Source organism: Micromonospora sp. WMMD1155 (assembly GCF_029581275.1).
In the GTDB taxonomy this organism is placed as follows: domain Bacteria; phylum Actinomycetota; class Actinomycetes; order Mycobacteriales; family Micromonosporaceae; genus Micromonospora.
The window spans coordinates 6,796,523-6,822,284 of sequence record NZ_CP120742.1 but is presented as its reverse complement, the minus strand read 5'-3'; the positions used below and the strand labels follow the sequence as shown (position 1 = coordinate 6,822,284).

The 25,762-nt window shown below is 71.7% G+C and carries 26 protein-coding genes; 11 read left to right on the top strand and 15 right to left on the bottom strand.

The features are described 5' to 3' along the window. Window positions 1–67: 67 nt before the first annotated feature. Entirely contained in the window at window positions 68–1,015 is a 948-nt protein-coding gene (locus tag O7617_RS31275; RefSeq protein WP_282260084.1) for an ion transporter, read from the bottom strand. Between the two features lie 140 nt (window positions 1,016–1,155). Then, window positions 1,156–1,989: an alpha/beta fold hydrolase gene (locus O7617_RS31270; protein ID WP_282260083.1), complete on the bottom strand. Its 834-nt coding sequence runs from the start codon at window positions 1,987–1,989 to the stop codon at window positions 1,156–1,158. A gap of 61 nt (window positions 1,990–2,050) precedes the next feature. On the opposite strand from O7617_RS31270, the gene O7617_RS31265 reads away from it, so the two are divergent. Continuing rightward, the gene (locus tag O7617_RS31265) at window positions 2,051–2,740 is read left to right on the top strand and encodes a helix-turn-helix domain-containing protein (protein WP_282260082.1); all 690 of its coding nucleotides are present in this window, start codon (window positions 2,051–2,053) and stop codon (window positions 2,738–2,740) included. Between the two features lie 65 nt (window positions 2,741–2,805). Here the strand turns inward: O7617_RS31265 and O7617_RS31260 are convergent, their stop codons facing one another. After that, the gene (locus O7617_RS31260; protein ID WP_282260081.1) at window positions 2,806–3,663 is read right to left on the bottom strand and encodes an SDR family oxidoreductase; all 858 of its coding nucleotides are present in this window, start codon (window positions 3,661–3,663) and stop codon (window positions 2,806–2,808) included. 96 nt (window positions 3,664–3,759) lie between these two features. Between O7617_RS31260 and O7617_RS31255 the strand changes: the two genes are divergently transcribed. Then, complete coding sequence (locus O7617_RS31255) at window positions 3,760–4,155, top strand: helix-turn-helix domain-containing protein (protein WP_282264925.1); 396 nt, start codon at window positions 3,760–3,762, stop codon at window positions 4,153–4,155. On the opposite strand, the gene O7617_RS31250 is transcribed toward O7617_RS31255, so the two are convergent. Further along, window positions 4,152–4,604 (bottom strand): DUF6624 domain-containing protein, encoded by a 453-nt coding sequence (locus O7617_RS31250; protein ID WP_282260080.1) that lies wholly within the window; start codon window positions 4,602–4,604, stop codon window positions 4,152–4,154. The genes O7617_RS31255 and O7617_RS31250 overlap by 4 nt on opposite strands. A gap of 137 nt (window positions 4,605–4,741) precedes the next feature. After that, complete coding sequence (locus O7617_RS31245) at window positions 4,742–5,704, bottom strand: AraC family transcriptional regulator (protein WP_282260079.1); 963 nt, start codon at window positions 5,702–5,704, stop codon at window positions 4,742–4,744. A gap of 432 nt (window positions 5,705–6,136) precedes the next feature. Here O7617_RS31245 and O7617_RS31240 point away from each other — a divergent pair, with 432 nt between their 5' ends. Then, a complete protein-coding gene (locus O7617_RS31240; RefSeq protein WP_282260077.1) occupies window positions 6,137–6,796 on the top strand; it encodes a hypothetical protein in 660 nt (219 codons plus the stop codon). Between the two features lie 125 nt (window positions 6,797–6,921). Continuing rightward, window positions 6,922–8,433, top strand: a complete 1,512-nt coding sequence (locus O7617_RS31235; RefSeq protein WP_282260076.1) for a phosphoesterase — start codon at window positions 6,922–6,924, stop codon at window positions 8,431–8,433. Between the two features lie 94 nt (window positions 8,434–8,527). Here the strand turns inward: O7617_RS31235 and O7617_RS31230 are convergent, their stop codons facing one another. Continuing rightward, complete coding sequence (locus tag O7617_RS31230; RefSeq protein ID WP_282260075.1) at window positions 8,528–9,103, bottom strand: MarR family winged helix-turn-helix transcriptional regulator; 576 nt, start codon at window positions 9,101–9,103, stop codon at window positions 8,528–8,530. Window positions 9,104–9,217: 114 nt separating this feature from the next. Here O7617_RS31230 and O7617_RS31225 point away from each other — a divergent pair, with 114 nt between their 5' ends. From O7617_RS31225 to O7617_RS31215, 3 genes are all read left to right on the top strand, one after another. Then, window positions 9,218–10,918, top strand: coding sequence for an LLM class flavin-dependent oxidoreductase (locus O7617_RS31225; RefSeq protein ID WP_282260074.1), 1,701 nt, complete (start codon window positions 9,218–9,220; stop codon window positions 10,916–10,918). 63 nt (window positions 10,919–10,981) lie between these two features. Then, window positions 10,982–11,602: a helix-turn-helix domain-containing protein gene (locus O7617_RS31220; protein WP_282260072.1), complete on the top strand. Its 621-nt coding sequence runs from the start codon at window positions 10,982–10,984 to the stop codon at window positions 11,600–11,602. Continuing rightward, the gene (locus tag O7617_RS31215) at window positions 11,599–12,873 is read left to right on the top strand and encodes an MFS transporter (protein WP_282260071.1); all 1,275 of its coding nucleotides are present in this window, start codon (window positions 11,599–11,601) and stop codon (window positions 12,871–12,873) included. The genes O7617_RS31220 and O7617_RS31215 overlap by 4 nt, the downstream gene beginning before the upstream one ends. Before the next feature lie 87 nt (window positions 12,874–12,960). Here the strand turns inward: O7617_RS31215 and O7617_RS31210 are convergent, their stop codons facing one another. The 3 genes from O7617_RS31210 to O7617_RS31200 form a co-directional block, all read right to left on the bottom strand. Further along, on the bottom strand, window positions 12,961–13,656 hold the full coding sequence (locus O7617_RS31210) for an alpha/beta hydrolase (RefSeq protein WP_282260068.1): 696 nt from the start codon (window positions 13,654–13,656) through the stop codon (window positions 12,961–12,963). 104 nt (window positions 13,657–13,760) lie between these two features. Next, complete coding sequence (locus tag O7617_RS31205; RefSeq protein WP_282260067.1) at window positions 13,761–14,141, bottom strand: VOC family protein; 381 nt, start codon at window positions 14,139–14,141, stop codon at window positions 13,761–13,763. A 28-nt stretch (window positions 14,142–14,169) separates the two neighbouring features. Beyond that, window positions 14,170–15,207, bottom strand: a complete 1,038-nt coding sequence (locus O7617_RS31200; protein ID WP_282260065.1) for an L-dopachrome tautomerase-related protein — start codon at window positions 15,205–15,207, stop codon at window positions 14,170–14,172. 225 nt (window positions 15,208–15,432) lie between these two features. On the opposite strand from O7617_RS31200, the gene O7617_RS31195 reads away from it, so the two are divergent. Then, window positions 15,433–17,235 (top strand): acyl-CoA dehydrogenase, encoded by a 1,803-nt coding sequence (locus tag O7617_RS31195; RefSeq protein ID WP_282260063.1) that lies wholly within the window; start codon window positions 15,433–15,435, stop codon window positions 17,233–17,235. A gap of 4 nt (window positions 17,236–17,239) precedes the next feature. Here the strand turns inward: O7617_RS31195 and O7617_RS31190 are convergent, their stop codons facing one another. After that, a complete protein-coding gene (locus tag O7617_RS31190; protein ID WP_167524848.1) occupies window positions 17,240–17,416 on the bottom strand; it encodes a hypothetical protein in 177 nt (58 codons plus the stop codon). A 114-nt stretch (window positions 17,417–17,530) separates the two neighbouring features. Beyond that, a complete protein-coding gene (locus tag O7617_RS31185) occupies window positions 17,531–18,280 on the bottom strand; it encodes a spermidine synthase (protein ID WP_282260059.1) in 750 nt (249 codons plus the stop codon). Between the two features lie 100 nt (window positions 18,281–18,380). Between O7617_RS31185 and eccB the strand changes: the two genes are divergently transcribed. Beyond that, a complete protein-coding gene (gene eccB / locus O7617_RS31180; protein WP_282260057.1) occupies window positions 18,381–19,757 on the top strand; it encodes a type VII secretion protein EccB in 1,377 nt (458 codons plus the stop codon). Window positions 19,758–19,877: 120 nt separating this feature from the next. On the opposite strand, the gene O7617_RS31175 is transcribed toward eccB, so the two are convergent. The 4 genes from O7617_RS31175 to O7617_RS31160 are packed head-to-tail and all read right to left on the bottom strand — an operon-like array spanning window position 19,878 to window position 23,751. Continuing rightward, a complete protein-coding gene (locus O7617_RS31175; protein ID WP_282260055.1) occupies window positions 19,878–20,483 on the bottom strand; it encodes a class I SAM-dependent methyltransferase in 606 nt (201 codons plus the stop codon). Between the two features lie 54 nt (window positions 20,484–20,537). Next, on the bottom strand, window positions 20,538–21,404 hold the full coding sequence (locus tag O7617_RS31170; RefSeq protein WP_282260054.1) for a carbohydrate ABC transporter permease: 867 nt from the start codon (window positions 21,402–21,404) through the stop codon (window positions 20,538–20,540). Continuing rightward, on the bottom strand, window positions 21,404–22,360 hold the full coding sequence (locus O7617_RS31165; protein ID WP_282260052.1) for a sugar ABC transporter permease: 957 nt from the start codon (window positions 22,358–22,360) through the stop codon (window positions 21,404–21,406). Before O7617_RS31165 ends, O7617_RS31170 begins: the two co-directional genes overlap by 1 nt. Then, window positions 22,357–23,751, bottom strand: coding sequence for an extracellular solute-binding protein (locus O7617_RS31160; protein WP_282260051.1), 1,395 nt, complete (start codon window positions 23,749–23,751; stop codon window positions 22,357–22,359). Before O7617_RS31160 ends, O7617_RS31165 begins: the two co-directional genes overlap by 4 nt. A gap of 115 nt (window positions 23,752–23,866) precedes the next feature. On the opposite strand from O7617_RS31160, the gene O7617_RS31155 reads away from it, so the two are divergent. Then, complete coding sequence (locus O7617_RS31155; protein ID WP_282260050.1) at window positions 23,867–24,904, top strand: zinc-binding dehydrogenase; 1,038 nt, start codon at window positions 23,867–23,869, stop codon at window positions 24,902–24,904. Then, complete coding sequence (locus O7617_RS31150; protein WP_282260048.1) at window positions 24,905–25,726, top strand: sugar phosphate isomerase/epimerase family protein; 822 nt, start codon at window positions 24,905–24,907, stop codon at window positions 25,724–25,726. The last annotated feature ends 36 nt before the right edge of the window (window positions 25,727–25,762 follow it).

Sequence of the window (25,762 nt, the reverse complement as noted above, 5' to 3'; positions counted from 1 at the left end):
CTTCGGCCGAAGCGGTGGGACCGTCGCCGAGACTATCCGACGCGGAGTACGGAGCGCGAGTGTCGGATCACCGTCCGGTGCGGGTGCCGTCCCGGTGCGGTCGGCCGTGCCCGTCCTCCCGGTCGATCCGCAACTCCCGCTCCAACTCGGCGATGACCGCCCGCAGGTCGTCCAGCCGTTGGGTCAGCGCGATGCGGTCCACCTCGTCCGGCACGCCGTCGCCGTCCTCGTCGTAGTCGGGGGCCAACCGTTCGGTCATCTCCAACCGGCGCGCCTCCTCCATCGAGTTGACGATGACCGCGATGAGGATGTTGAGCAGCAGGTTGACGGTGATGACGACGTAGCTGACGTAGTAGAGCAGCGTCCACGGTGAGATGGCCATGCCCTGCTCGATGAGGTCCGGCAGGGTTTCCAACGACAGCAGTACGAACAACGTCAGCAGCGACCGGCCGATGTCGCCGTACTCCTCGGGATACCTGTTGCCGAAGATCAACCAGCCGGCCATGCCGTACACGTAGAGCGTCACCACCGCCAGGGCGAGGAAGCCGGTGACACCCGGCAGGCTGCGCCACAGCGCGGACACGATGGTCCGCAGGCCCGGTGAGAACCGCACCAGTCGGACCATGCGGGCGACCCGCACGACCCGCAGCAGCGCCGGGTCGCCGTGCAGGCCCGGTATGAAGATGGCCGCGATCACCACGAAGTCGAACAGGTTCCAACCGTGCCGGAAGAAGTCCTGCGGACGTCTGCCGTATGCCGCGAGCCGGACACCGATCTCGACGACGAAGACGGCGCGGAAGAACAACTCCAGCCAGTGCAGTGCCGTGCCCGCCGGGCTCAGGTCCTCGTACGTCTCCAGGCCGAGCACGATCCCGTTGGCGAGGATGACCACGACGATGGCGATCTCGAAGGGGCGCGACCGGGAGAGCCGTGCGCAGCGGGCGGCCCAGCCGGAGCGGTGCCGCGGGGATGTGGCAGGCCCACCTCGCTGGGCGGGCACCGGTGCGTCGCTCACCAGCCGGCCGGACCGATCGGGCGCGCCGGGGCGGCGGTGGGTGCCCACCTCCGGCCGTCGTCGGGGCGGTGCGGCTGGTGGGCGGGCATGCCCACCAGCCTAGCCAAGATCAATGACGGTACGCGATCACGTGCCGCTCGTCAGTGACGCGCCCGCTCCGGCGTCACCGGCGCTGCGAAGAACGCGGCGAGGGGGTCGACGATCCGCGGGTGCGCCCGGTTGATGGCGTCGTGGCCGCTGCGCGCGATCGTCAGCGTCCGGGCGCGTGGCAGCGCGCGGGCCAGCGCGGCGTTCTGCTGCACGTAGTAGGGCGGGCCGTCGGCACCGCAGGCCAGCAGCACCTCGGCCTTCACCCCGGCCCAGCGGGTGGCCGGGCCGTCGTGCGCCAGGATCAGGGCCGTCTCCTCCAACGTGGTCGGCAGCAGCTCGCCCATGGTCCGACCGATCGGCGTACGCAGGAAGGCGCGGATGATCGCGATCCGGACGCCGAGCGGGAGCTTCCCCGCCGCCATGTGCGAGTTGATCCCGGCGGTCGTGATGGCGAGAGCCCGAGCGGTGTCGCCGCCCTCCGCTGCCGCCCGCGCGGACGGCAACCACGCCGACGGGAAGCTGCCGTCGATCGAGATCGCGGCGTCGTAGAGGGCGAGCCGGTCGATCGGTAGTCGGAGTGCGGCTTCGAGCGCCAGGAAACCGCCACTGCTGTGGCCGATGACGTTGCCCGAGCCGGTGTGCTCCAGCACGGCGGCGAGGTCGCCGATCTCCTGGTCCGCGGTGTAGGGCGCGGACCTCGGTGGCGCGTCGGCCCGCCCCCGTCGGTTGTAGAGGTGCACGGTGAACCGGTCGGCGAGCGCCCGGGCCAGCCGCCGGTAGACGTCGATCGTCGTGCCACCGCCGTGCACCAGGACGACACCCGGCCCCGCCCCCGTGGAGTGCAGGACGATCGCCGCGCCGTCCCGTGCCCTGACCTGCTCCATGATTGGTCCCCTTCGACGCCGACAAAAACTGCGAACGACGTTTGCAGTTTACAGTAGATCGGTGAGCGACGCATCCGCGAGTACCGGCCCCGACCGGCAGTCGATCTGGAGCAGGCCCGAACGAGGCAGCCGTGGTCCCGCTCCGGCGCACAGCCGGGACGCGATCGTCGCGGCCGCCGTCGCCCTGGCCGACGCCGAAGGGCTGGCCGCGGTGTCGATGCGCGCCGTGGCCGGCGCGCTCGGCACGGGGGCCGGATCCCTCTACCGGTACCTGTCGTCCCGGGACGACCTGCTGGACCTGATGACCGACCGGGCGGTGGGGGAGTTACGGCCGTACCCGCGGGCGGACGGCGGATGGTTGGACACGATGGTGCTGCTGGGGCGCCGGCAGCTGGCCCTGTTCGGCCGGCATCCGTGGCTGCTCGACGTGATCCACCGGCCGTCCGGCGTCGGCCCGGAGAGCCTGGCCTGGTTCGACAACTGCATCCGCGTCCTGGAGCCCGTACGCTGCCCCGACGCGGCCAAATTCGAGGCCATCGCGATGATGACCGGCGTGATGGGCCTCTTCGCCCGTCGCGACGCCGCGGCAGGGGCGTTCGACCTCGCCGGGGTCGACCTCGCGGCGTACCCGCATCTGGTCGCGGCGTTCGGCCGACCCTCCGGGCCGGCGCCCCGGGCGGACCTCGTCGAGCGGACTCTGCGCGGTCTGCTGACCGGTCTGCTCATCGAGGAGCAGGACCAGGGCGAGTAGGCCCGGGCGGGCGGCCGGGCGTCTGCCCCGTCAACCGCCCGGAATCAGCGTGAATGACGACCAGGTCAGGCCTGCGCGGCCCGGATGGCGTCACGCAACGGGGTGCTCGGCCGCCCGATCAGTCGGCCGAGGTCGTCGCTGTCGGTCACCAGCTCGCCGATGGCGATCGAGTTGTCGAGTGCGGCGACGAATCCGGCCGTGCCCGCGTCGAGGCCGACGTTCTCCAGGGCCGAGGCCAGCTCGGCGGTGGACAGGTCCCGGTGGACGACCGGGGTGCCGGTCACCTCCGTGACCGCCTCGGCCAGCTCGTCGAAGGTGAACGGGTCGCCGCCCAGCTCGTAGACGGCGTTGCCGGTCTCCTCGCGGGTCAGCGCGGCCACCGCGGCAGCCGCGTAGTCGGCCCGGGTCGCGGCGGAGATCTTGCTGCCGCCGGTGGCGCCGAGGATGGTGCCGGATCCCAGGTACTGCGGCAGCTGGTCGGTGTAGTTCTCGGTGTACCAGCCGTTGCGCAGCACGGTGTAGGTCAGGCCGGACGCGGCGAGGACCTCCTCGGTGGCCTTGTGCTCCGGGGCGAGGGGGTTCGTGGTGGTGTCCGCCTTCAGGATGCTGGTGTAGACCAGCCGCTCGACCCCGGCGAGCTTGGCGGCGTCGATGACCGCGGTGTGCTGCGGGACGCGCTGACCGGGAGTGTCGCCGGAGATGAGCAGCAGACGGCGTACGCCGGCCACGGCGCCGGGCAGGGTCGACGGGTCGTCGTAATTCGCCTTGCGGATCTCGACCCCGCGCGCGGCCAGGTCGGCGGCCTTCTCCGGGCTGCGGACGACGGCGGCGATCTCGGTGGCCGGTACGCCGCTGTCGAGCAACTGCCCGATCACCAGGCGGCCCAGGCGGCCGGTGGCGCCGGTCACGGCGTAGGTGGGCATGGGAACCTCCGATGGGTGGTGTCAATTCTGCATGCACTTACGAATCTACAGCACTATCTGCGAGTAACCGTAGGGTAGGCTGGTGAGGTGAGCGACATGCCCGCCCAGGACCCGGCGGGGCCTACCCAGGAATTCGTCAGCGATGTCTTCGCCCGGGGGTGCACCTCCCGGGCGGCCTTCGAGGACGTGACCTCGAAGTGGGCCTCGCTGGCGCTGTTGGCGCTCGGCGAGGGTCGCTACCGGTTCAACGCCCTACGCCGCCGGATCGACGGGGTCAGCGAGCGGATGCTCTCCCAGACCCTGCAGACACTCGAACGGGACGGAATGCTGACCCGCGAGGTGCTCACCGCGATCCCGCCCCGCGTCGAATACTCGCTGACGCCCCTCGGCTCCCGGGTCGCCGAACAGCTACGCGGCCTCGCCGACCTGTTGGAAGCCTCGGTGCCCGAGGTGGAGTCGGCCCGCGACACCCACGAGCGCGACCGAGGCTAGCCGTCCTGCTCGCAGATCGTGGTCATCTCGGCCAGGTAGCCGGCCAGGGTGGGTAGACCGGCCTCGGCGCTACGCCGCTCGACACCGGGCTCGTCGGTGATCGGAGTGGTCGGGGAAGGGCCGTCCGGACCGCAGCGGACCTGTGTGCCGTACACCTGGGGCTCGCCCTTGCCCACCGCGACCCGATCCTCGAGGTAGGCCAGGTTGCCCGGCGACGCCTGGCCGATGGCGACGGCCGCGCGCAGCAGGCTCAGCGCCTCCTGTTGGAAGGCCGGGTCCAGGTCGGAGTGTTGGGCGATGGCCCACGCCGCGTTGGCGCCGTCCTCGCCGACCAACGCGATCGTCGGCCAGCCGTGGGTACGGATGATGTCCTTCAACCGTGCGGTGCGGGCCTGGTCGGACTCGGTCTGCGGCGTGCCGCCGCGGTCGGCCTGGTCACGTTCCAGCATCGCGACCAACTCGTCGGCTCGACGAGGCGCCGCAGGCGGCGAGGGTAGCCAGCGTCACCAGCGGTACCGCCACCCGCAGCGGGATCGCCACATCGACGATTGTCGTCGGATCCTGGCCGGCTCACAAGCCTCGGGCGTCAGGCGTGCAGCGTCTCGCGTGGCGGTACGCCGTAGCTCGCGTGGTAGCGGGCCGTGAACCTGCTGTGGCTGGCGAACCCCCACCGGCTGGCGATGGCCGACACGGTCTCCCGGTGCGGGTCGGCCCGCACCAGGTCGTGGTGCGCGCGGTCGAGGCGGATTCGACGCAGGTACGCCGTCGGGGTGGTGCCGAGGTGGCGGCGGAAGGCGAGCTGCACCGCCCGCACCGAGACCCGGGCCGCGGCGGCGATGTCGGCGGCGCTGATGTCCTGGTCGGCGTGCTCCTCGAGGAACGTGATGGCCCGCCGCAGAGTGAGGCTGCTGGCGTCGTGGCGGTCGCCGGTGGTCGGTTCGGTGACAGCGGTGTTGGGAAAGACGGTGAGCGCCGCCGCGGCGAGCATCCGCGCGGCGTTGCCGATCACCAGCGGTTGGGTGCCGGCGGTCGGGCTGTTCAGCACCACGTCACTGACGAAGCTGGTCGTGTCGCGCCACTGGCGGGCGAGGGCCGCGCCGGCGGGGCCCAGGTCGGTGAACCGGATCGGACCGGGCCGCCGGGTCGGCGCGGTGGTGGCGACCTGTGCCAGCACCGACAGGTCCAGCACGCAGAGCTCCACCTCGCCGGGATGCCACCGGACGCGGCACGGCTCCTCCGGCCTGGTGACGAGGAAGACGTCGCCCGGCCCGAACCGGTCGGGCGAGCCGTCGCAGGCGCGATCGACACGGGCGGTTCGGCTGCGCCCGACGACCAGACCGTGGAGTCTGCCGGCGTCGATGTCGAGGTGCCCGGTCTGCCGGGTGGTCGCGATGGCGAACGGGCCGGCGTCGACGCGGTGGTGCTTGAGCCGGTAGCCGTTCCTGCTCTGGATTCGCAGTTTCGGGTCGTACGTGCTGGACAGGAACTCGTGGATGGCCACCGGGTCGTGGCTGTCGAACTGGTGTGTCTGCACTGGTGTTGACGTCATCCGCTGCTGCCTCCGTCCGGTGCGGGTTCCGCCGGTGCGAGAAACGGTGCGGCGGCGGATCGGGACGTGCCGGGGTGTTCGGCGGTGGCCCGGCACGTCGTGGCCGGCGGTGCGGTGGAGTGGAACGTCGCGAGCGGGACGGCGGCGACCGGTCGGGGGCGTCGGGAATGGCCCTGATGTTCGGGGCGATTCAAGGCGCAATATCTGTCGATGGGAATGTCACCATACGACAACCACGGCTGCGCCGTCCCGCGAATCGCTGCCGTCTGTCGGCGGGTCGACTTCGCTTTCCGACTAACGCGTCGACACGTTCTACGCCTGCCGTCCTAGCCACCCGTACGCCGGACAACGAAATGTTATTCACGATCACCGCGGACGGTCGCCTGACGAATGGCCACCGCCCGATGGACCGGCCCACGGGAGGGATGAGCGTTGGACAGTACCGAACCGGAACGCATCGTTCGATTGGCGGTGGCCGAGGCGCTGGCCCGCGTGGCGGACGAGGACAGCCTGGGGTTGGGCGAGGGCGACGCGGTGCATCGACTCGGCGGCGCTCTGCGCGAGGTGCTGCACCGCGCGCTCGACGACCGGGTGCCGCTGACCACGCCGGACTTCGTCGATCTCTGCCGTGAACTGCGTCTGCACCGCGACGCCTTCGACCTGCTGGGGCACTACCTGATGACCGCGTTGCTGGCCCAGCACGTCGGCCCGGACGCGCTCATCCGCGTCGGAGTGCTGCTCGGCACCGTCGGGCGCTACCTGCCCGCTGCCCGTCCGACCCACCGCAACGAGGGCCCCGCGCCGCGACGACGCGATGTGCGTGCGGACAACAGTGTCGTCGGTCGGTACCGCCGGGCGAAACTGCCCGAGCACCTACCCAACCCGCCGAGCTGGACCTGCACCGGATGTGGTCGGGAGTGGCCCTGCGCGACGAAGCAGAGCCAACTGCTCGCCGAGTTCGGCGGAGCGCGCGCCGCCCTCGCGGTCTACCTCGGCTCCTGCCTCGTCGCCGCCGCCCAGGACCTGCCCACGCTGCCGCTGCCCCGGGTCCGGCTCCGCTTCCTGGGCTGGCTGCCCCGCGCCCGGATCTAACCGGTGCCACCCACACTGGGCAGGGTGTTCATCGTGGACACGCCCGTCGTACGAGGGCTGTTCACCACGCTCTTCAAGGCTCCTTGATCGAAAGAGCATTCGCTTGATCGAGGAGAGGCTCTCACGTGAGAGACAAGCAAGCCGAAGAGATCGAGCAGGCGCAGCTGTCACGGCGCAAGCTGGTCAAGTACGCGGGTGTCGGCGCGACGCTGGCCGCGGCCAGCCCTCTGGTCGGCGCCGGCGCGGCGTGGGCCGACGAGGACCGCAAGCCGGGTGACGACGACAAGGGCGACCGGGGCACCTCCAGGAACCGGGCGTGGCGCGCCGGCGACCACCACATCCACTCCGAGTACAGCGGCGAGTTCGACACCACGAAGTCACCGATCGTCTTCCACAAGGGCGCGGACGCGGTCTACCCGATCGTCACCAACGCCATCATGGCGAAGCACTTCGGCCTGACCTGGGCGATGTGCACCGACCACGGTGGGCCGACCCACTCGAAGGTGAACATCGAGCAGGCGTACCCGGACCTGCTGCGGTCGCGCAAACTGGTGCCCGAGGTGCTCCAGTTCTGGGGGATGGAGTTCGACGCGCCGTCGCTGGACCACCACACGCTGATGATCCCGCGCCACGACGACGAGGCCAAGCAGCTCTTCGAGTTGGAGAGCCGGTTCGCCAAGTACGACGCGTTCCCCACCGACCCGGCCCGGGACACCGAGGCGAAGATGGTCGAGTTCCTCAAGGTCGCCCGGGGCATGCCGCACAAGCCACTGGTGATCGCCCACCACGCGTCCCGTTCGGCGCCGGGCCTCGGCGTCTACGGCCAGGACACCCCACGCGAGTTCCGCAACGGCAACAACGCCGCGCCGGACGTCTACATCGGCTTCGAGGGCGCACCCGGCCACCAGGCCGGCCCGCTCAACGGCGGCAAGCGCGGCGGGTACGGCAACCACCCGACCTACGGCGGCTTCGACCAGATGACCGCCCGGGTCGGTGGGCTGTGGGATTCGCTGCTCGGTGAGGGCCGGCGGTGGTGGATCACCGCGACCTCGGACTCGCACGTGCACTGGACCCGCGGTGGCTCCGACTTCTGGCCGGGTGAGTACAGCAAGACGTACGTGCACGCCCGCCAGGACTACGGCGACATCATGGACGGTCTGCGCAACGGCCGGATCTGGGTCACCACCGGCGACCTGATCCGCAGCCTCGACGTCACCGCCACGTCCCAGGGCAAGACCGCCGAGGTGGGTCAGACCATCACGGTCAGCCGTCGGAGCCGTACCGACGTGGAGATCGAGATCACGTTCCGCCCGCTGGGCGGCGTGAACGCGAACGGAGACCGTCCGGAGGTCCGCCGGGTCGACCTGATCGTCGGCCAGATCACCGGTCCGAGCGCCAGCCTGGACGCCGACACCAACCCCACCACCAAGGTCGCGGCCCGGTTCGGCCCGCGGGACTGGCGTCGGCACGGCGACAGCTACGTCATCCGGCACACGCTGCGCAACGTCGAGGCCGACACCTACGCGCGGGTTCGCGGCACCAGCACCGACGAGGCCGAGCCGCTCGCCGACGGGCTGGAGAGCCCGTGGGACGACCTGTGGTTCTACTCCAACCCGGTGTTCGTACACGTGCGCTGACCAGCGCGGTAGCGGTGACGCGGGGGCCGCTCGACGGACGACTGTCGAGCGGCGCCCATCCGTGTCCGGCGGGCGTCAGGCGCGGCGGCGGGTGTCAGGCGCGGCGGCGGGCTCGGGGGGTCGGAGTCCTCCGCACCCGGGCGGACGCGGCGTCGGGTCGGTCCGTCGTCGGCTGCACCTGCGCCACCACCTCGCACAGGTCACGCAGCGGATCCACCGCCTGGGCCGAGCAGGCGACCCGTTGGAGCAGCGCCCGAAGCGTCGCCGCGTCGGCCGGCGCGAGCGCACCCAGCAGATGCGACTCGACCCGCCGGAGCGCGGCGCGCCGCTCCTCCCAGGCCGTGCGGCCGGCGTCGGTGACGTCGATCAACCGGTTGCGCCGGTCCGCCGGGTCCGCCCGACGCGCCACGAAGCCGGGCCGTTCCAGGTCGTCGATGAGGTACGTCAAGACGGTGCGGTCGAGGCCGAGCTCCTCGGCGATCGCCCCCTGGTTGCGAGCCGGACCGTTGATCGCGGCGGTGAGCACCTGGTAGCCGCGGGGACCGCCGGGAAAGTCGGTGAGCGCGTGGTCGGCCGCCCGGACATAGCCACGGAAGACGATCCCGAGCATCCAGCCCAGGTCTTCGTCGAGGGGATCGGGCCGATCCGGCCGGTGGGTGGCACCCGTCATGTCTCGACAGTAGCGCAGTCCCACAGACCTTGTTGGCAGAAGATGTTCTGGCAGGCATAAGGTTTAGCTCATGGCGCATCGCCCGACGCGTCGTGTGAAACGGGAGGCTCGCAGATGAGCGACTACGGCCACGACCTGGTCTTCGGATCCTTCGTCACCCCCGACGCCGGCGACCCGGACCGCACGGTCGGCCTCGCCGTCCTGACCGAGCAGGTCGGCCTGGACCTGGTCACCTTCCAGGACCACCCGTACCAGCCGGCGTTCCTCGACACCTGGACGTTGCTGAGCTACGTGGCGGCCCGCACCGACCGGGTGCACCTGGCGGCGAACGTGACGAACCTGCCGCTGCGCCCACCGGCGGTGCTCGCCCGCAGCGTGGCCAGCCTGGACCTGCTCAGCGACGGCCGGATCAACCTCGGCCTCGGCGCGGGAGCCTTCTGGGACGCCATCGAGGCGATGGGTGGCCGACGGCTGACCCCCGGCCAGGGCGTACGCGCGCTGGAGGAGGCCATCGAGATCATCCGGCAGGTGTGGGACACCCAGACGCGCGGCGGGGTTCGTGTCGACGGCGAGTTCCACCGGGTGGTGGGCGCCAAGCGCGGTCCGGCTCCGGCGCACGCCGTACCGATCTGGTTGGGCGCGTACAAGCCCCGGATGCTCCAGCTCACCGGTCGTCGGGCCGACGGTTGGCTGCCCACGTTGGGCTATCTGCAGCCCGGCGACCTCGCCAAGGGCAACGCGATGATCGATGACGCAGCGCAGGAGGCCGGCCGGTCGCCCCGGGACGTACGTCGGCTGCTCAACATCGCCGGCCGGTTCTCGGCCGTCGGTAGTGGGCCGCTGAACGGACCCGCCGAGCAGTGGGTGCGGGAGCTGACCGAGTTGGCCCTGGGCGAGGGCGTGAGCACCTTCATCCTCGCCGGTGACGACCCCGACGACCTGCGTCGCTTCGCGGCTGAGGTCGCCCCCGCCGTCCGCGAGTCGGTCTCGGCCGAACGCGACCGTGGCGCGGTCGAGCGCCCCCAGGGCATGGCCGAACGGGACCCTGGCACGGCCGGACGCGACCAGAGCGCGGCGGAGGGCGGCCGCGGCGCGGCCGAACGCGGCCGGGGTGCGGCAGGGGGCGACCGCGGCGCGGCGGCGGGCGGTCGGGGAGCGGCAGCGGAGCCAGTCGCGGCCCCGGCGGTACGGCCGAGCCGCGCGACGGTGACCGGTGGCGCGTTCGCCGTGGTGCCGACGCCCGACGACGGCGTGCGGCGCAGCGACCAGCAGGTCTGGGACGAGTCGACCCGACCGACCGGGCCGATGCCCGACCCGGATCGCACCTACACGCCGCAGGAGCAGGCCACCGGTGCGCATCTGGTGCAGATCCACGACGGGCTACGTGCCGAGCTGACCCAGATCCACGACCTGATCGACCAGGTCGCGGCCGGTGAGATCGACGCCGGTGCGGCCCGATCGCACATCAACACGATGACCATGCGGCAGAACCGGTGGACGCTCGGCGTCTACTGCGAGTCGTACTGCCGCATCGTCACGACCCATCACACGATCGAGGACCAGTCCCTCTTCCCCCGGCTGCGGGCGCGTGATCCGCGGCTCGGCCCGGTCGTGGACCGGCTGGAGCAGGAGCATCACGTCATCCACGACGTGTTGGAGGGTGTCGACCGGGCCCTGGTCGCGTACGTCGGGTCTCCGGACGGGCTCGCCGACCTGCGGGCTGCGGTGGACCTGCTGACCGACGCCCTGTTGTCGCACCTCAGCTACGAGGAGCGGGAACTGGTCGAGCCGTTGGCCCGGCTGGGCATCGCCTGATCGTCCTCACCGCCGAGCGCGGAGGGGTTGCCGAACAAAAACCTGAGAGACTACTCTCGAAACATGTCTCTCAAGAATCCGTACGGGGACTTCGAGATCAACGAGCCGCAGGCGCTGCGGGCGTTGGCGCACCCCGTCCGGCTGGCCATCCTCGAACACCTCCAGCGGGAGGGCCCGGCCACCGCGACCGGGCTCTCGCCGCACGTCGGCGCCACGCCGTCGGTGGTCAGCTGGCACCTGCGGCACCTTGCGACGTTCGGCCTCGTCACCGACTGGGACGGTGCCACCAGCAAACGGGAACGCTGGTGGCAGGCGGCGGCCCGGGGTTTCCGCTTCACCCTGCCCGACGACGCCGAGGGGCAGGCCGCCGGCCGGCAACTGCGCGGCGAGATGTTCGCCCGGCGGGCCGAGGTGCCCCAACAGTGGCTGCTGCACGACGAACCCCGGCTCGACGCCGAGTGGCGCGGGCTGGCCGGCGTCGCCGACACCCGCTTCGTGGCCACCGCCGACGAGCTCCGGCGGTTGGAGGAGTCGATCGAAGAGCTGATCGCCCCCTACGTGCGGCGCAAGGAGGAGGCGGCCCCGGACGGCGCGCGAATCGTCCGGATGCTGCGCTACCTCCTGCCCGAGTCCGGCGACGACTCCTCGGCCGAGCCCGGCGACGACGGCGCGGGCACATCATGACCGCCAGCGGCACCGCGAGCGCCACCGGCGCCGTACCCCCGCCGGCCCTGCACCGCGACCGGCGGTTCCGCACCTTCTGGGCCGGCGAGACGATCTCCCAGTTCGGCGACCGGGTCAGCGAACTGGCACTGCCACTGATCGCCGTCTCCCTGCTCACCGCGACACCCGTGCAGGTCAGCGTCCTCACCGCCCTGATCTGGCTGCCCAACCTGCTCGGCCTGTTCCTCGGCGCGTGGGTGGACCAGCGCACCCACAAACGGCGACTCCTGATCATCGCGGACCTGGTCCGCGCGGCGGTGCTGCTCAGCCTGCCCGTGGCGTACCTGTTCGACGCGATCACCCTCGCCCAGCTCTACCTGGTGGCACTGCTCACCGGCCTCGGAGCGGTGCTGTTCGCCATGGCGCGTCAGGCCTTCTTCGTCGCCCTGGTGCCGCGATCGGCGTACGTGGACGCGAACAGCAAGCTGAGCATGAGCCGATCGCTGTCCTTCATCGCCGGTCCCGCCGTCGGCGGTGGGCTGGTCCAGGCGCTCAGCGCACCGGTCGCGATCCTCGTCGACGCGGTGTCGTTCCTCGGCTCGGCACTGCTGCTCCGCCGCATCCCGGTGACGGAGTCACCTGTGCCGCCGCGCCGGACCTCCACTCTCGGTCTGGTCCGCGAAGGGCTCGTGCTGGTGCTGCGGCACCCGGTGCTGCGGGCGGCGCTCGGCTGCACCAGCACCGTCAACTTCTTCACCTTCATCACCGGCGCGCTGCTGGTGCTCTACGCCAGCCGAGACCTCGACCTGTCGGCCGGCGCGATCGGCGTCGCCCTCGGGTTCGGCGCCCTCGGCGGGCTCGCGGGCGCGGGCCTCGCCCCCCGCATCTCCCGCTCCATCGGGTTGGGGCGTACCGCCATGATCGGCGCGGTCCTCTTCCCCGCACCGCTGGCACTGACCGCACTGGTGACGGGCCCCACCTGGACGAAGGTGGCCATGCTGGCGGCCATCGAGCTGGTCTCCAGCATCGGAGTGATGCTGATGGACGTCAACCTGAACGCCCTGCTCACCGCCGTGACACCCGACGACGCGCGAGGACGCCGGGCCGGGGCGTACAGCGCCGTCAACTACGGCATCCGACCGATCGGCGCGTTGGTCGGTGGCGCGCTCGGCACCACCATCGGGCTGCGACCCACCCTGGCCATCGCCGGGCTGGGTGGCGTGCTCGCCGTGCTCTGGCTGGCCGCGTCGCCGGTACGCCACATCAGAACCCTGGACGACCAGACCGTGTGACCTCGTCGGCGCTGGACACCATGGGCGGCGGCACCGAGCCGTCGGCGGCCTGTATGCGCCGCGCCGACACGCACGTCACCGGCGCGATCAATCTGCTTGCGCCGCCAGGACCCGGGCCAGCTCGGTGGGCTGGGAGAACATCGGCCAGTGGCCGGTGGCCATGGTGACCAGTCGCCAATGGTCGCCGGCCAGCAGCTCGGCCACTGTGTCGTTGGGCTCGGGCCCGTCGAGCAGGCACTTGACGTACGTGGCGGGAAGCTCACCCAACGGGCGGGTCAGCACGGCCGGCTCGGTCAGCGTGGCCCCCGGGTGCGGCACGGAGCCCTCGATCAACCGGGCGACCTGCTCGTCGGTGAGACCCTGACCGTCGAGGTCGGCCGCGCCGATCGGCGGCCAGTAACCCCCGTTCTCGGTGAGCTGCGCTTCGAACGCCTCCCGGCCCTGCCACCAACCGGAGGCGAACGACCCGCCGTCGACCGGCACCTCCGCGTCCACGAAGACCACCCTGGTCAACCGGTCGCCGATGCGCTCGGCGGCCTGACCCACCGGGATGCCGGAGTAGCTGTGCCCGACCAACACCACGTCGCGCAGGTCGCGACGCTCGATCTCGTCGACGATGTCCTGCACGTGGGTCTGCTGCCCAGCGGGCACGCCGCGCTTGTCACCGAGCCCCGAGAGGTCCAACGCGTGGGCGCCGTGGCCGGCCGCCCGCAGCGGTGACACCACGTCGTCCCATGCCGACGCCCCCAGCCACGCCCCCGCCACCAACACGAATTCAGCCATGAGCGGGACCCTAGCCGCACCCTCTGACAGCCCTGCCGGCCCGACCTGCTGTCCGACTGGCTGCTCGCCTGCGCCCGACGGCCGTCGGTGAAGACGCCCCCGCATCAGGACCAGGTGCGGGCCTCGGCGGCGAAGAGCTCCGGCGGGCTCTCCACCGGCAACACGCAGAGCAGGTGACCGCCGGGCGCCCGCAGGATCCGACACTCGAGCCACTGCGACACCTCGACGGCACCCAGACCGACCAACCGCGCGGTCTCGGCCGGCACGTCGTCGGTCTCGATGTCGAGGTGGAAGCGGGGCTCGTCGTCGACCGCCTGGACCGCGGTGACCAGCCCCGGTAGCGCCTCGTGCAGTCCGACGAACTGCGGCTCCGTCGGATGGGATCGGGTGCTGACGCCGAGCGCGGCGGACCAGAACTCCGCCGCCCGGGTGGCCTGCGCCGCGGGGGCGTCGATCAGCAGGGCGTAGACGCGACTTCGATGCATGCGAGGCAGCATATCGACGTCCGTCAGCTCAGGAGTGGTCCAGTCTGGACGGCCCGGTCGGCACCGACATCCGGTAGATGTGCATCGGGTAGTCGACGGCCGAGCGTCCGCCGTTGAACCCGGCGGTCAGGTGCAACTGGGCCGCCGGCATCCAGAGCCGGGCCTCGGCGTCGAGCCACATCGCGTCCACCCAGACCAGCCGGGGGTCGGCGACCAGGGTACGCACGCTGCCGTCCGGTGCGACGGTGAGAATGCGCCTGCGCTCCACGTCGCTGAGGTAGATGGTGCCGTTGGCGTCGATCGCCGTGCCGCCGGTGCTGGGGGTGTCGCACCACCGTTCGACCCGCCGGGCCACCTCGTCGGCCGACACCGCCGGGTCGTCGATCCACCTGGTGTCGACGCGGGACATCCCACCGGAGGCCGGCTGGTAGTAGAGCCAGCGTCCGTCGGGCGACACCTCCAGTTGGTCGACGTGCAGACGCACCTCGGTGCCGTGCGGGTCGCGCAGCACCCGCCCGTCGGCGACCAACGGACCGCCCACGGTGCTCGGATGACCATCGAGCACGCGTCGAAGCCGACCCGATTCGAGGTCGAGCACGACGAGGCCGGGCATCCCGGCGTCGGTGAGGTACGCGAGCGCCCCGTTGAAGCGGACGTCGTCGACGTAGCTGGTCGGGTGCAGCGCCTCGCCGAGGTGGTAGACCCGTTCCACCCGGTCGTCGTGCGCGTCGACGGCGATCAGCCGGGCGCCTCCCGGCACCTGCTGCCCGCCGAGTTGCGGCGAGCCCGAGTCGATCATCCACAGCCGGCCGTCCGGGCCCGCGCGCAAGCCGTTGACGTGCACGAACGCGCTGTCCGGTGAGGCGTTCGCCTGGTTCCACGCCGCGTCCGGGTACGGGGCGCGGCGGCCGTCCGGGAGTGCCTCCACCACCTGGACGCCCGGCCCGTCCGCCGACGGGTAGCTCAGGAAGACCCGCCCTCGCAGGGACGTCACCCCGGTGCACACCCGGCTCTCACTGAGCACCGGTGTCAACCGGGGGTCCGGCCGGGTGGGCAGCGTGGACATCGACCCGCTCCTCACCCGCCCCCGCGGCGTCGTCGGCTCCAGCCGGGAGCCGACCGACCCGGCCCCCCCCAAGGCGGTATCCCCGGAGCATGCCGGGCGAAACCGCCGGCTCAGCGGATGCCGCCCGCCCCGGTGGTGCGCGCTCCGACGATCCGTCAGGATGGGCCCTGGCGACCCTGGGCCGTCGTCCTGGACAGTCCCACCCCGCGCCCGCTGAGGAGTTCCGTGCCGTCCACCCTGCTTTCCCGCCGTGACCTCGACTTCCTGCTGTACGACTGGCTGCGGGTGTCCCAGCTCGTCGAGCGCCCCCGCTACGCGGAGCACTCCCGGGAGACGTTCGACGACGCGCTGGACCTCGCCGAACGGGTGGCCACCGAACAGTTCGCCCCGCACAACCGGGCCGCCGACCTGGCCGAGCCCACATTCGACGGGCAGCGGGTGCGGCTGATCCCGCAGGTTCGCGCCGCGCTGGACAGTTTCGCCGAGACGGGCCTGCTCAGCGCCGGCCTGGACGCCTCGGTCGGCGGCCTGCAACTACCGCACGCGGTGACGGCGGCCTGCTTCGCCTGGTTCCAGGCGGCCAACGTGGCCACCTCGGCGTACCCGTTCCTGACCCTGGGCAACGCCAACCTGTTGCTGGCCCACGGAAGCGCCGAGCAGGTGGACACCTATGTCCGGCCGATGCTGGACGGCCGGTTCTTCGGCACCATGTGCCTGTCCGAGCCGCACGCCGGCAGCTCGCTGGCCGACATCACCACCCGCGCCGAACCACAGACCGACGGCTCGTACCGGCTCTTCGGCACCAAGATGTGGATCTCCGGCGGCGATCACGAGCTGGCCGAGAACATCGTGCACCTGGTCCTGGCGCGGATCCCCGGCGCGCCGCCCGGGGTGAAGGGCATCTCGCTGTTCATCGTGCCCAAGGTGCTGGTCGGTCCGGACGGGTCGCTCGGGGAACGCAACGACGTGGTGTTGGCCGGGCTCAACCACAAGATGGGTTTCCGGGGCACCACGAACACCCTGCTCAGCTTCGGCGACGGCGGGCACACCCCGGGCGGCCGGGCCGGTGCGGTCGGTCAGCTGGTCGGGGCGCCGCACCAGGGTCTGGCGCAGATGTTCCACATGATGAACGAGGCCCGGATCGGGGTCGGGGCGGGTGCCACCGCGCTCGGTTACACCGGCTATCTCAAGAGCCTGGCGTACGCCAGGGAGCGGCCGCAGGGCCGACCGGTCGGTGCGAAGGACCCGGCCACGCCGCAGGTGCCGATCATCGACCACCCCGACGTACGCCGCATGCTGCTGGCGCAGAAGAGCTACGTCGAGGGGGCGCTGGCGTTGGTGCTCTACTGCGCGCGGCTGCTCGACGAGCAGGGGACCGCACCCACCGAGGCGGACCGCGAGCGTGCCCACCTGCTGTTGGACGTGCTCACCCCGATCACCAAGAGCTGGCCGTCGCAGTGGTGCCTGACCGCCAACGACCTGGCCATCCAGGTGCTCGGCGGTGCCGGCTACACCCGCGATCACGACGTGGAGCAGCACTACCGGGACAACCGGCTCAACCCGATCCACGAGGGCACGCACGGCATCCAGGCGCTGGATCTGCTGGGGCGCAAGATGACCATGCAGGGCGGCGCCGGTCTCGCTCTGTTGACCACGACGATCGAGGACACCATCGAGCAGGCGCGGAAGGCCGGCGGCGAGGCGGCCGGTCTGGCGGACCGGCTGGCCGAGACGGTGGACCGCGTCACCTCGGTCACCGGTCGGCTGTGGGCCGACGGTGACCCGGTGCTCGCGCTGGCCAACGCCAGCGCCTACCTGGAGGCCGTCGGGCATGTCGTGATCGCGTGGATGTGGCTGGAGCAGGTGTTGGCCCTGCCGCCGGAGGGGGCCGGTGACGCGTTCCACGCCGGGAAGCGACAGGCCGCCCGCTACTTCTACGCTGTCGAGCTGCCCCGCACCGGGCCGCAGTTCGACCTGCTGGACAGCCGGGACCGGACCACCCTCGACATGCGCCCGGACTGGTTCTGACCGGTCAGCGTCGTCGGCCCTGGTGCTGCACCGCCTGCCGCCCCTTGACGACGCCCCAGACGATCACGATCACCAGTGCGATCACACCGATGATGATCAGCCAGCGGACCGCCTCGAGGATCAACCCGAGCAGGATCAGCACACCGGCCACCACGCCGACGACCCAGAGCAGCGCACGCATCTCGACCTCCCGTAACCGGCCGCGCCCGTTCCGGCCGGCCCGCCCCAACGTTCCCCGTCCGGCCGACACCATGCCGATTGATCGACTCGGGTTCCGGCGTCCGCTCGCCCGAGGTCAGGGGCCGGTGCGCGCCACGTAGACGGTGTTGGCCGACTCCCCACCGGTCAGCGGGTTGGCGAACGGCACGACGTGCGTCCGTACGTTCGCGAACACCTCGGTGAGCGCGTCGGTGAACTCCGCGTCCGGCGGGTCGTCCGACCAGAGCGCGAAGACCCCCTCCGGGCGCAGCAGGGCGGCCAGGCGGCGCAGACCGGCCGGCGGGTAGAACGCGGCGTGGCTGGGGTGCAGGACGTTGCGGGGGGAGTGGTCGACGTCGAGCAGCACCGCGTCGAACCGCCGCCCCGGCACCTCGGCGTCGAAGCCGACGTCACCGGCGACGGCCGCGAAGAAGTCGGCCTGGACGAACCGGGTCCGCGGGTCCTCGGCGAGCCCCGCCGCGAACGGCAGCAGCCCTCGCCGGTGCCAGTCGATCACGTCCTCGATCGCCTCCACCACCAGCAGCGACCGCACCCGGGGATCACCCAGCGCCGCGCAGGCGGTGTATCCCAGACCGAGACCGCCGACCACCACGTCGACCGACTCACCGGTCACCTCGGCGAGACCCAACCGGGCCAGCTCGATCTCCGCGACCGGGAAGAGGCTGGACATCAGGTATTCGTCGTCGAGCTTGACCTCGTACACCTCGACCTGAAGTGCCGGGTCCCGGCGTCGGCGCAGGCTGATCGCGCCGATCGGGGTCTCCCGCCAGGACAGCTCCTCGAAACGCGCGCCCACGGGTGCCCTCTCGCCGCCGGATTCGTCCATGGATGGTACCGGTTGCCCGGCACCGCGCGGCCACGCAGGGTCCGCGAGACATCGACGCAGCGCCTATCCTGTGCCCGGCCGATCCACCGGAAGGGACCTCATGCCGTCGCGGCAGGACCAGCTGCACTCCTACCAGTTCAGCGTCCAACGGGCGGTCGCCGCCCTGGTCATGCGGGAGACCGACCCCGCGCAGTCACCGTTTCGACGGCTGGCCGGCGCCGGTCTGGCCAGCGTCCTGGTCGCGGCGATCCTGCTGGGTGGTTTCGCGCTCTACGGCCTGTTCGCCGGCGGCGGCAAGGGCTGGCGCGACCCGGGTGCGGTGATCGTCGAGAAGGAGTCCGGCGCCCGGTTCGTCTACCGCGAGCAGAAGCTGCACCCGGTGCTCAACTACGCCTCCGCGCTGCTCATCGTCGGCGCGGACCGGTCGAAGACCGTCCTCGTCTCGCGCCGCACGATCGACGGCGTGCCGCGTGGTCTGCCCCTGGGCATCGCCGACGCGCCCGACTCGCTGCCCGCCCCGGGGCGGCTGGTCGCGACGGCGTGGACGGTCTGCTCGACCGTCCTGACCGGCGAGGCACCCCGCTCCGCGCTGCTGATCGGCGCCGAGCCCGACGGCGGTCGACAGTTGGGCGACGAGGCGCTGCTGCTGCGCCACCCCGACGGCGGGCTGCACCTGGTCTGGCACCAACGGCGATATCCGATCCGCGATCCCAGCCGGGTCCTGGCGGCACTCGCCACCACCCGGGCGCAGGCCGTGCCGGTGGCCCCCGCCCTGCTCAACTCGCTGCCGGCCGGCACCGACCTGGCCCCGCTCGACCTGCCCGGCCTGGGCCGACCCGCCGCCCGGGTTCCGGGCACCGCCATCGGGACGGTCTACCTGGTGAGCAACTCCGGCGGCGGCCGGCAGTACGCGGTGGCCCTCGACGCCGGGTTGGCCGGCATCACCGAGTTGCAGGCCGGGTTGCTGCTGGCCCGCACCGGGCAGGGCGCTCCGGTGCCGCTGCCGTTGGGGCAGTTCGCCACGCTGCCCACGGTGCCCGACCTCGCACCGACCGGCCAGAACGCGCCACCGCCGACCCCACCTCGACTGGCGGCCGGCGGCGACGGGGCGCTCTGCACCCGCGTCGCCGACGACGGCGGGGTGGCTGAGGTGCGCTGGGGCGTACCGCTGCGGGACCTGACGGCTGCTCCACGGACCGTGCCGACCGGTGGCGCGGTGCTGGCCGACCACGTGCTGGTCGAGCCGGGCCGCGGCGCGGTGGTCGAGGCCACCGCGGCGCCCGGCGCGACCGGCGGCGCGGTCTCCGTGGTCACCGACCTGGGCCGGCGGTACGTGCTGGCCGACCGTGAGGTGCTGCCGATGCTCGGCTACGGGGGTGTACGCCCGTTGCGGTTGCCGGCCGGTCTGGTCAGCCTGGTGCCGGCCGGCGCGACCCTCGACCCGGCCGCCGCCCGCGCCGTAGCCGTCGGAGACTGACCCCCCGAAGCCCGCCAGCGGCACGCCACGGCGGCGGTGATCAAGAGGTTTGCGTCAGAATGTGGCGCGAGCCTGACGCAAACCTCTTGATCACCGGGAAGCAACGTGCGGTGACGGTGTTCAGTCGGCCGGACGGCGCAGGATGGTGACCGCGAACGGGGCGTCGTCGCGCCACGGGCGCAGGTCCCAGGTTGCGAAGCGATGCTCCACCCGCAGCCCGGCGGCCACCGCGTCGGCGTCGAACGCGGTGAGCGGGTAGCCGCGTTCGGTGCCGAAGCCGACGGTCAGCACCCCGTCCGGCCGCAGGTGGGCGGCGACCCGACGCAGCACCTCCGGCTCGGTGCCGACGGCGACGAAGGCGAGGACGTTGCCGGCCAGCACCGCCGCGTCGAACGGCTCCGCCTCACCGAGCGCGGGCAGGTCCAGTTCGGCGAGGTCGGCGACCAGCCACGTCGGGCCCGGATAGTCGGCGCGGGCCGCCGCCACCAGCGCGGGGTCGGCGTCCACCCCGACCACGGTGTGCCCACGCTGCGCCAGCGCGGCACCGACCCGGCCGGTGCCGCTGCCGGCGTCGAGGATCCGCGAGCCGGGTGCGACCAGGGTGTCCACCAGGCGGGCCTCGCCGGCCAGGTCCGCTCCCTCGGCGGCCAGCTTGCGGAACCGGTCGATGTACCACTGCGAGTGCTCGGGGCCGGTGTCGGTCGCCCAGCGGGTCGGGTTGGCCATACGGCCACCGTAACCGGGCCGGTGGGGGAGTGACGCTCGACCCGAGGGAGACGATCATCCCTTCTCCGCGCCGCTGGTCAGCCCCTCGGTGAGCAGTCGCTCGCTGGCGAAGAAGAGGATCACGATGGGCACGGTGAGGACGACCGAGCCGGCCATCAGCACCGTCTTGGGCACCTCCACCCCGTCGGCGAGCTGCGACAACCCGAGCGACACCGTCCACCGGCCGGGCTTGTCGACCAGGAACAGCAGGGCGAAGAGGAACTCGTTCCAGGCGATCATGAAGTCGTAGAGGGCGACCGCCATGATCGACGGCAGGGCGAGCGGCAGGCTGACCCGCCGGATGATGCCCAGCCGACCCGCGCCGTCGATGGCGGCGGACTCCTCCAGGCTGACCGGGATCGTCTCGAAGTAGTTCTTCAACATGTAGACCGACACCGGCAACGTCTGCGAGATGTAGACCAGCACCAGGCCGAACAGCGAACCGCGCAGCCCACCCCAGGTGAAGACCACGAACAGGGGGATCGCGATGACGATCGACGGGAACAGGTAGACCGCGAGGAACAGGAAGTCGACCTGCCGCCGGCCGAAGAACCGCAGCCGGGCCACCGCGTACGCGCCGGGGATCGCCACCAGCAGGGTGAGCACCGTCGCCGCGACCGCGACGAGGCCGCTGTTGCGGATGAAGGTCAGGAATCCCTGGCCGCCGTCGTCGGTGGCCTTGAGGACCTCGGCGTACGTGGCCACGGTCAGCTCACCGAAGCCGACCACCAGCGCGCCCGGGTCGAGCAGCAGACGCTCGATGGGGCGCACCGAGAGCACCAGCATGTAGTAGAAGGGGAAGACGGTGACCACCAGGAACGCGGCGATCACCAGACGGCGCAGCCAGCGCAGGCTCACCGTCTCGACGACGTCCCGGTCCATCAGCTCACCCTCCGTCCGAAGAAGCGCAGGTAGATCAGCACGAACACGACGAGCACCACGGCCAGCACGACCGCCTGCGCGGCCGCCGCGCCGATGTCGGTACGGGCGGTGAGGAACTCGTACACCCGCACGCTGACCACCTCGGTGCCCGCCGCGCCGCCGGTGAGCAGGTAGACGTCGTCGAACTTGTTGAACGTCATGATGAAGCGCAGCACGCCGAGCAGGGCGATCACCGGCAGCAGTTGAGGCAGCAGGATGTGCCGGAACCGTTGGGTGGGGGTGGCCCCGTCGACGCGGGCGGCCTCCTCCAACTCACCGGGCACCGCCTGGAGTCGGGCCAACAGGAACAGGAAGGCGAACGGGAAGTACCGCCACGCCTCGAACACGATAACCGTGGTCAACGCCGTCGACTCCTGGGACAGGAACGGCACCGGAGCGTCCCAGCCGAGCAGCCGTTGGCCCCAGGCGTTGACGATGCCGAGTTGAGGGTCGAGCATCACCTGCCAGACGAAGGTCACCGCGACCACCGGTGCCACGTACGGCAGCAGCATGGACGCCCGGACCATGGTGCGGCCCCGGAACGGCCGACGGACCACGAGCGCCGCGACCAGGCCGAGCGCTATCGACCCGACGGTGCCGCCGATGCTGTAGACCACCGTGGTCCAGAGCGTGTCGGCGAAGCCGGGGGTGTGCAGAACCCGGTCGATGTTGTCCATGGTGAACTCGCCGAACAGGCCGGTCTTGCGCAGCGTGGCGAGCCGGACCCGTTGGAAGGCGAGCACCACGGTCCACACGATCGGGATGCCGATCACGGCGATCGTGACGAGCACTGTCGGCGCGACCAGCCCGAGCCCGGCCCGGGATTCGCGGCGGCGCAGGGTCAACGGTCGGCGGCGGGCCCGCCCCGGCCGTTCCCGGGTGGGGGAGCGGCCGGGGCCGGGCGCGGTGGTGGTCAATTGACGCCCGCCTTGATCGCGTCCACGTCCTTCTCGGCGCGGTTCGCGGCCGCCGCCGCGTCGGACTTGCCGGAGACGAGGTCGCCCAGCACCTTGGGCACCGGCAGCTCGCCGAGCATGGCGCCGACCAGCTTGCCCTGCCCCTGGGTGAGCCCCCACCGCCCGAAGGTGTCCGGGCTGCGGCGCAGCGTGGCCAACACCTCGTCGCCGTACACGTCGGCGAGGGGCTTCTTCGCGTCCACCCCGGCCTGGCTGGTGTTCCAGGCGGTCAGGAACGCCTCCGGCTCGGCCGGGGTGCCCTTGCGGACCGGGAAGCGGCCCTCGGGGGACATGCCGAACCAGCGCGGGTAGCCGTCGCCGAGCATGTACTCCACGAAGGACTTCGCCGGGTCGGTCACCGCGCCGTCCAGCACGGCCCAGGAGCTGATCTCGCCGTACTGGGCCGGCTCGGCGCCGTTCGGGCCCTTGATCGCGGTGACGAACCCGCTGTTCTTCGCGAGGAAACCCGGGTCGGCCTGGCACTGCGGGCAGGTCGGCTTGGCGTCGTCACGCAACCCGGCCAACTCGTCGAGGATGAACGGCGACCAGATCACCATGGCCGCCTTGCCGGCGAAGTAGGTGGCCCGGGTGGTGTCCACGTCCTGTGCGCCCTTCACCGAACTGGTGCGGATCAGGTCGCCGTAGAAGCGGAACGCCTCGACGCACTGGGGTGAATCCAGGGTGATCTCGCCCGAGTCGTCGGTGAGCTGGCACCCGTTGGCCAGCGCCAGGTGCTCGAAGGTCTGCTGGGTGAACACGTCGCTGGGGGCGGTCGCCGCGGTGATCCCGGCGACGCCGCCGGTGTTCAGCGCCGCCGCGGCGGCGGTGATCCGCTCGTACGTGTCGGGGGCGGGCAGGTCGGCGGCGGCGAACAGGTCCTTGCGGTAGACGAGCAGTTGCCCCCACCCGTCGCTGGGCACGGAGAGCTGCTTGCCGTCGTCGGAGGTGAGCTCCAGGGCGCGCGGTGAGAAGGTCTGCCGGCCCAGCCCGTCGACGACCTCCGCGTTCGCCGAGGCGTGCAGCAGCTCGTTGCCGGCGAGCGTACGGATGCCGGCGAGGGAGACCGAACCGACCACGTCGGGCAGGTCGCCGGCGGCGGCGTTGGCGGCGATCAGGGAGGGGAACTGGTCCTCGTTGACGGTCACGAGGTCGACCTGGATCCCGGTCTTCGCGGTGAAGTCGGCGATGATCGCCTTGGTGGCGGTCACCCGGTCGGCGACGTCCTCCAGGCTCCAGACGGTGATCTTCTTGCTGTTGCTGTCGGACTCGTCGTCGCCACAGGCCAGCAGGGTGGACGTGGTCAGTGCCAGGATCAGGGTGGTGGCGAGTATCCGCCTCGGAGGTGCTGACATCGGTGGCACTCCTCTCGAAGGGTACATGACGGATTCAACACCTTCGATTGATGAATGGCAAGACATATGGCGATTTTTTGCTATCCTGGAGCCCAGTGCTACCGGGATGTGACTCATGGTCAATTGGGTTGTCTCTCTCGCCGGGCCTCGACGGATCAGCCTCGAACCCTGCTCCCCGGATCCGCTCGGCCCCGGCCAGGTTCGCGTCCGCACCTGCTACTCGGGCATCTCCGCCGGCACCGAGCTGACCCTCTACCGGGGCAGCAACCCCCGGCTCAGCAAGGACTGGGACGACACCGCCCGGATGTTCGTCCCCCGACAGGCACCGGTGCCCTACCCGCTGATCGGCTTCGGCTACGAGGAGGTCGGCGAGATCGTCGAGGTGGCGGCGGAGGTCACCGACCGGCACCCGGGGCAACTGGTCTGGGGCATCTGGGGGCACCGGGCGGAGGCGGTGCTCGCCGCCGAGGCGGTCCGTCCGCTCCCCGCCGGGCTGGACCCGCTCGCCGCGGTCTTCGCCCGACCCGGCGCCATCGCCCTGACCGCCGTGCTCGCCGGTGACCTGCACCTCGGCGACTGGGTGGGTGTCTTCGGGCAGGGCGTCATCGGGCTGCTCGCCACCCGACTCGCGGTGCTCTCCGGCGCCCGGGTGGTGGCCGTCGACCCGGTGCCCGCCCGGCTGGACCACGCCGTCCGATACGGCGCGCGTCGCACTGTGGATGCCGGAGGCGAGTCCGCCGCCGCCGCGCTGCGTCGGGCCACCGACGGCCGGGGCGCGGACGTGTGCCTGGAGCTGTCCGGCGCGTACCCGGCGTTGCACGAGGCGATCCGCTCCACCGCACACGCCGGCCGGGTCGTCGCCGCCGGCTTCTACCAGGGCCAGGCCGACGCGCTCGGCCTCGGCGAGGAGTTCCACCACAACCGCATCCAGTTGGTCGCCGCCCAGGTCTCCGGGCCCACCCCCGCGCCGAGCATGGCCGGACGGTGGACCGGCGACCGGGTCGCCCAGACCTTCATGGACCTGGTGGCCGACCGCAGCGTCGATCCGTTGCCGCTGGTCAGCCACATCGTCGACGCCAGCGCCGTCGCCGACGCCCTCGCGCTGCTCGACCGCGGCGCCGGTGACGTCCTCCAAGTGGTGCTGAGGTTCTAGATGACCACCATCGCGCTGGCCTGCCAGGAGCAACTCCTGCCGGGCACCGACCTGATCCAGAAGTACGCCCTCGCGACCGCCCTCGGCTACCAGGGCATCGAACTACGCGGACGCGGCGACCTCGCGTTCGCCCGCCGGCTGCCGGAGCTGCGTCGGGCCCGCGCCGCCGGGGTGGTGATGCCCACCGTCTGCGTCGAGATGGACCACTTCATCGGTGACTTCGACAGTGACCGGTCCGCCGACGCCGTCCGCAACCTGCGTTCCCAGCTCTCGGTGATCGCCGAGCTGGGCGGCGTCGGGGTGATGACCCCGGCGTCCTGGGGGATGTTCTCCCGACGGCTGCCACCGTTCGAGCCGCCCCGCCCGCCCGCCGACGACCGGCAGGTCCTCCTCGACGCCCTCGGCGAGCTGGGCGAGCACGCCCAGGCCGAGGGGGTCACCCTCTTCCTGGAACCCCTCAACCGGTACGAGGACCACATGGTCAACCGTCTCGACGAGGCGGTGGCGCTGTGCGCCGCACTCGCACTGCCCTCGGTCCGGGTGGTCGCCGACACCTTCCACATGAACATCGAGGAGGACGACGTGCACCGCGCGCTTCGCGCCGCCGCGCCCTACCTCGGGCACGTGCAGGTCAGCGACTCCAACCGCTACCAGCCGGGCGCGGGGCACCTGGACTGGCCGGCGCTGGTGCGTACCCTGCTGGAGCTGGACTACCGGGGTTGGCTCGCCCTGGAGTGCCGGCTGCGCGGGGACCCGGTCCGGGCGCTGCAGGAGGCCGCGACGGTGCTGCGACACGCGCTGCCCCGGCGGGCCGCCGCGTGACCGCCGACGCCGGGGCGACACACGCCGCCCGCACCC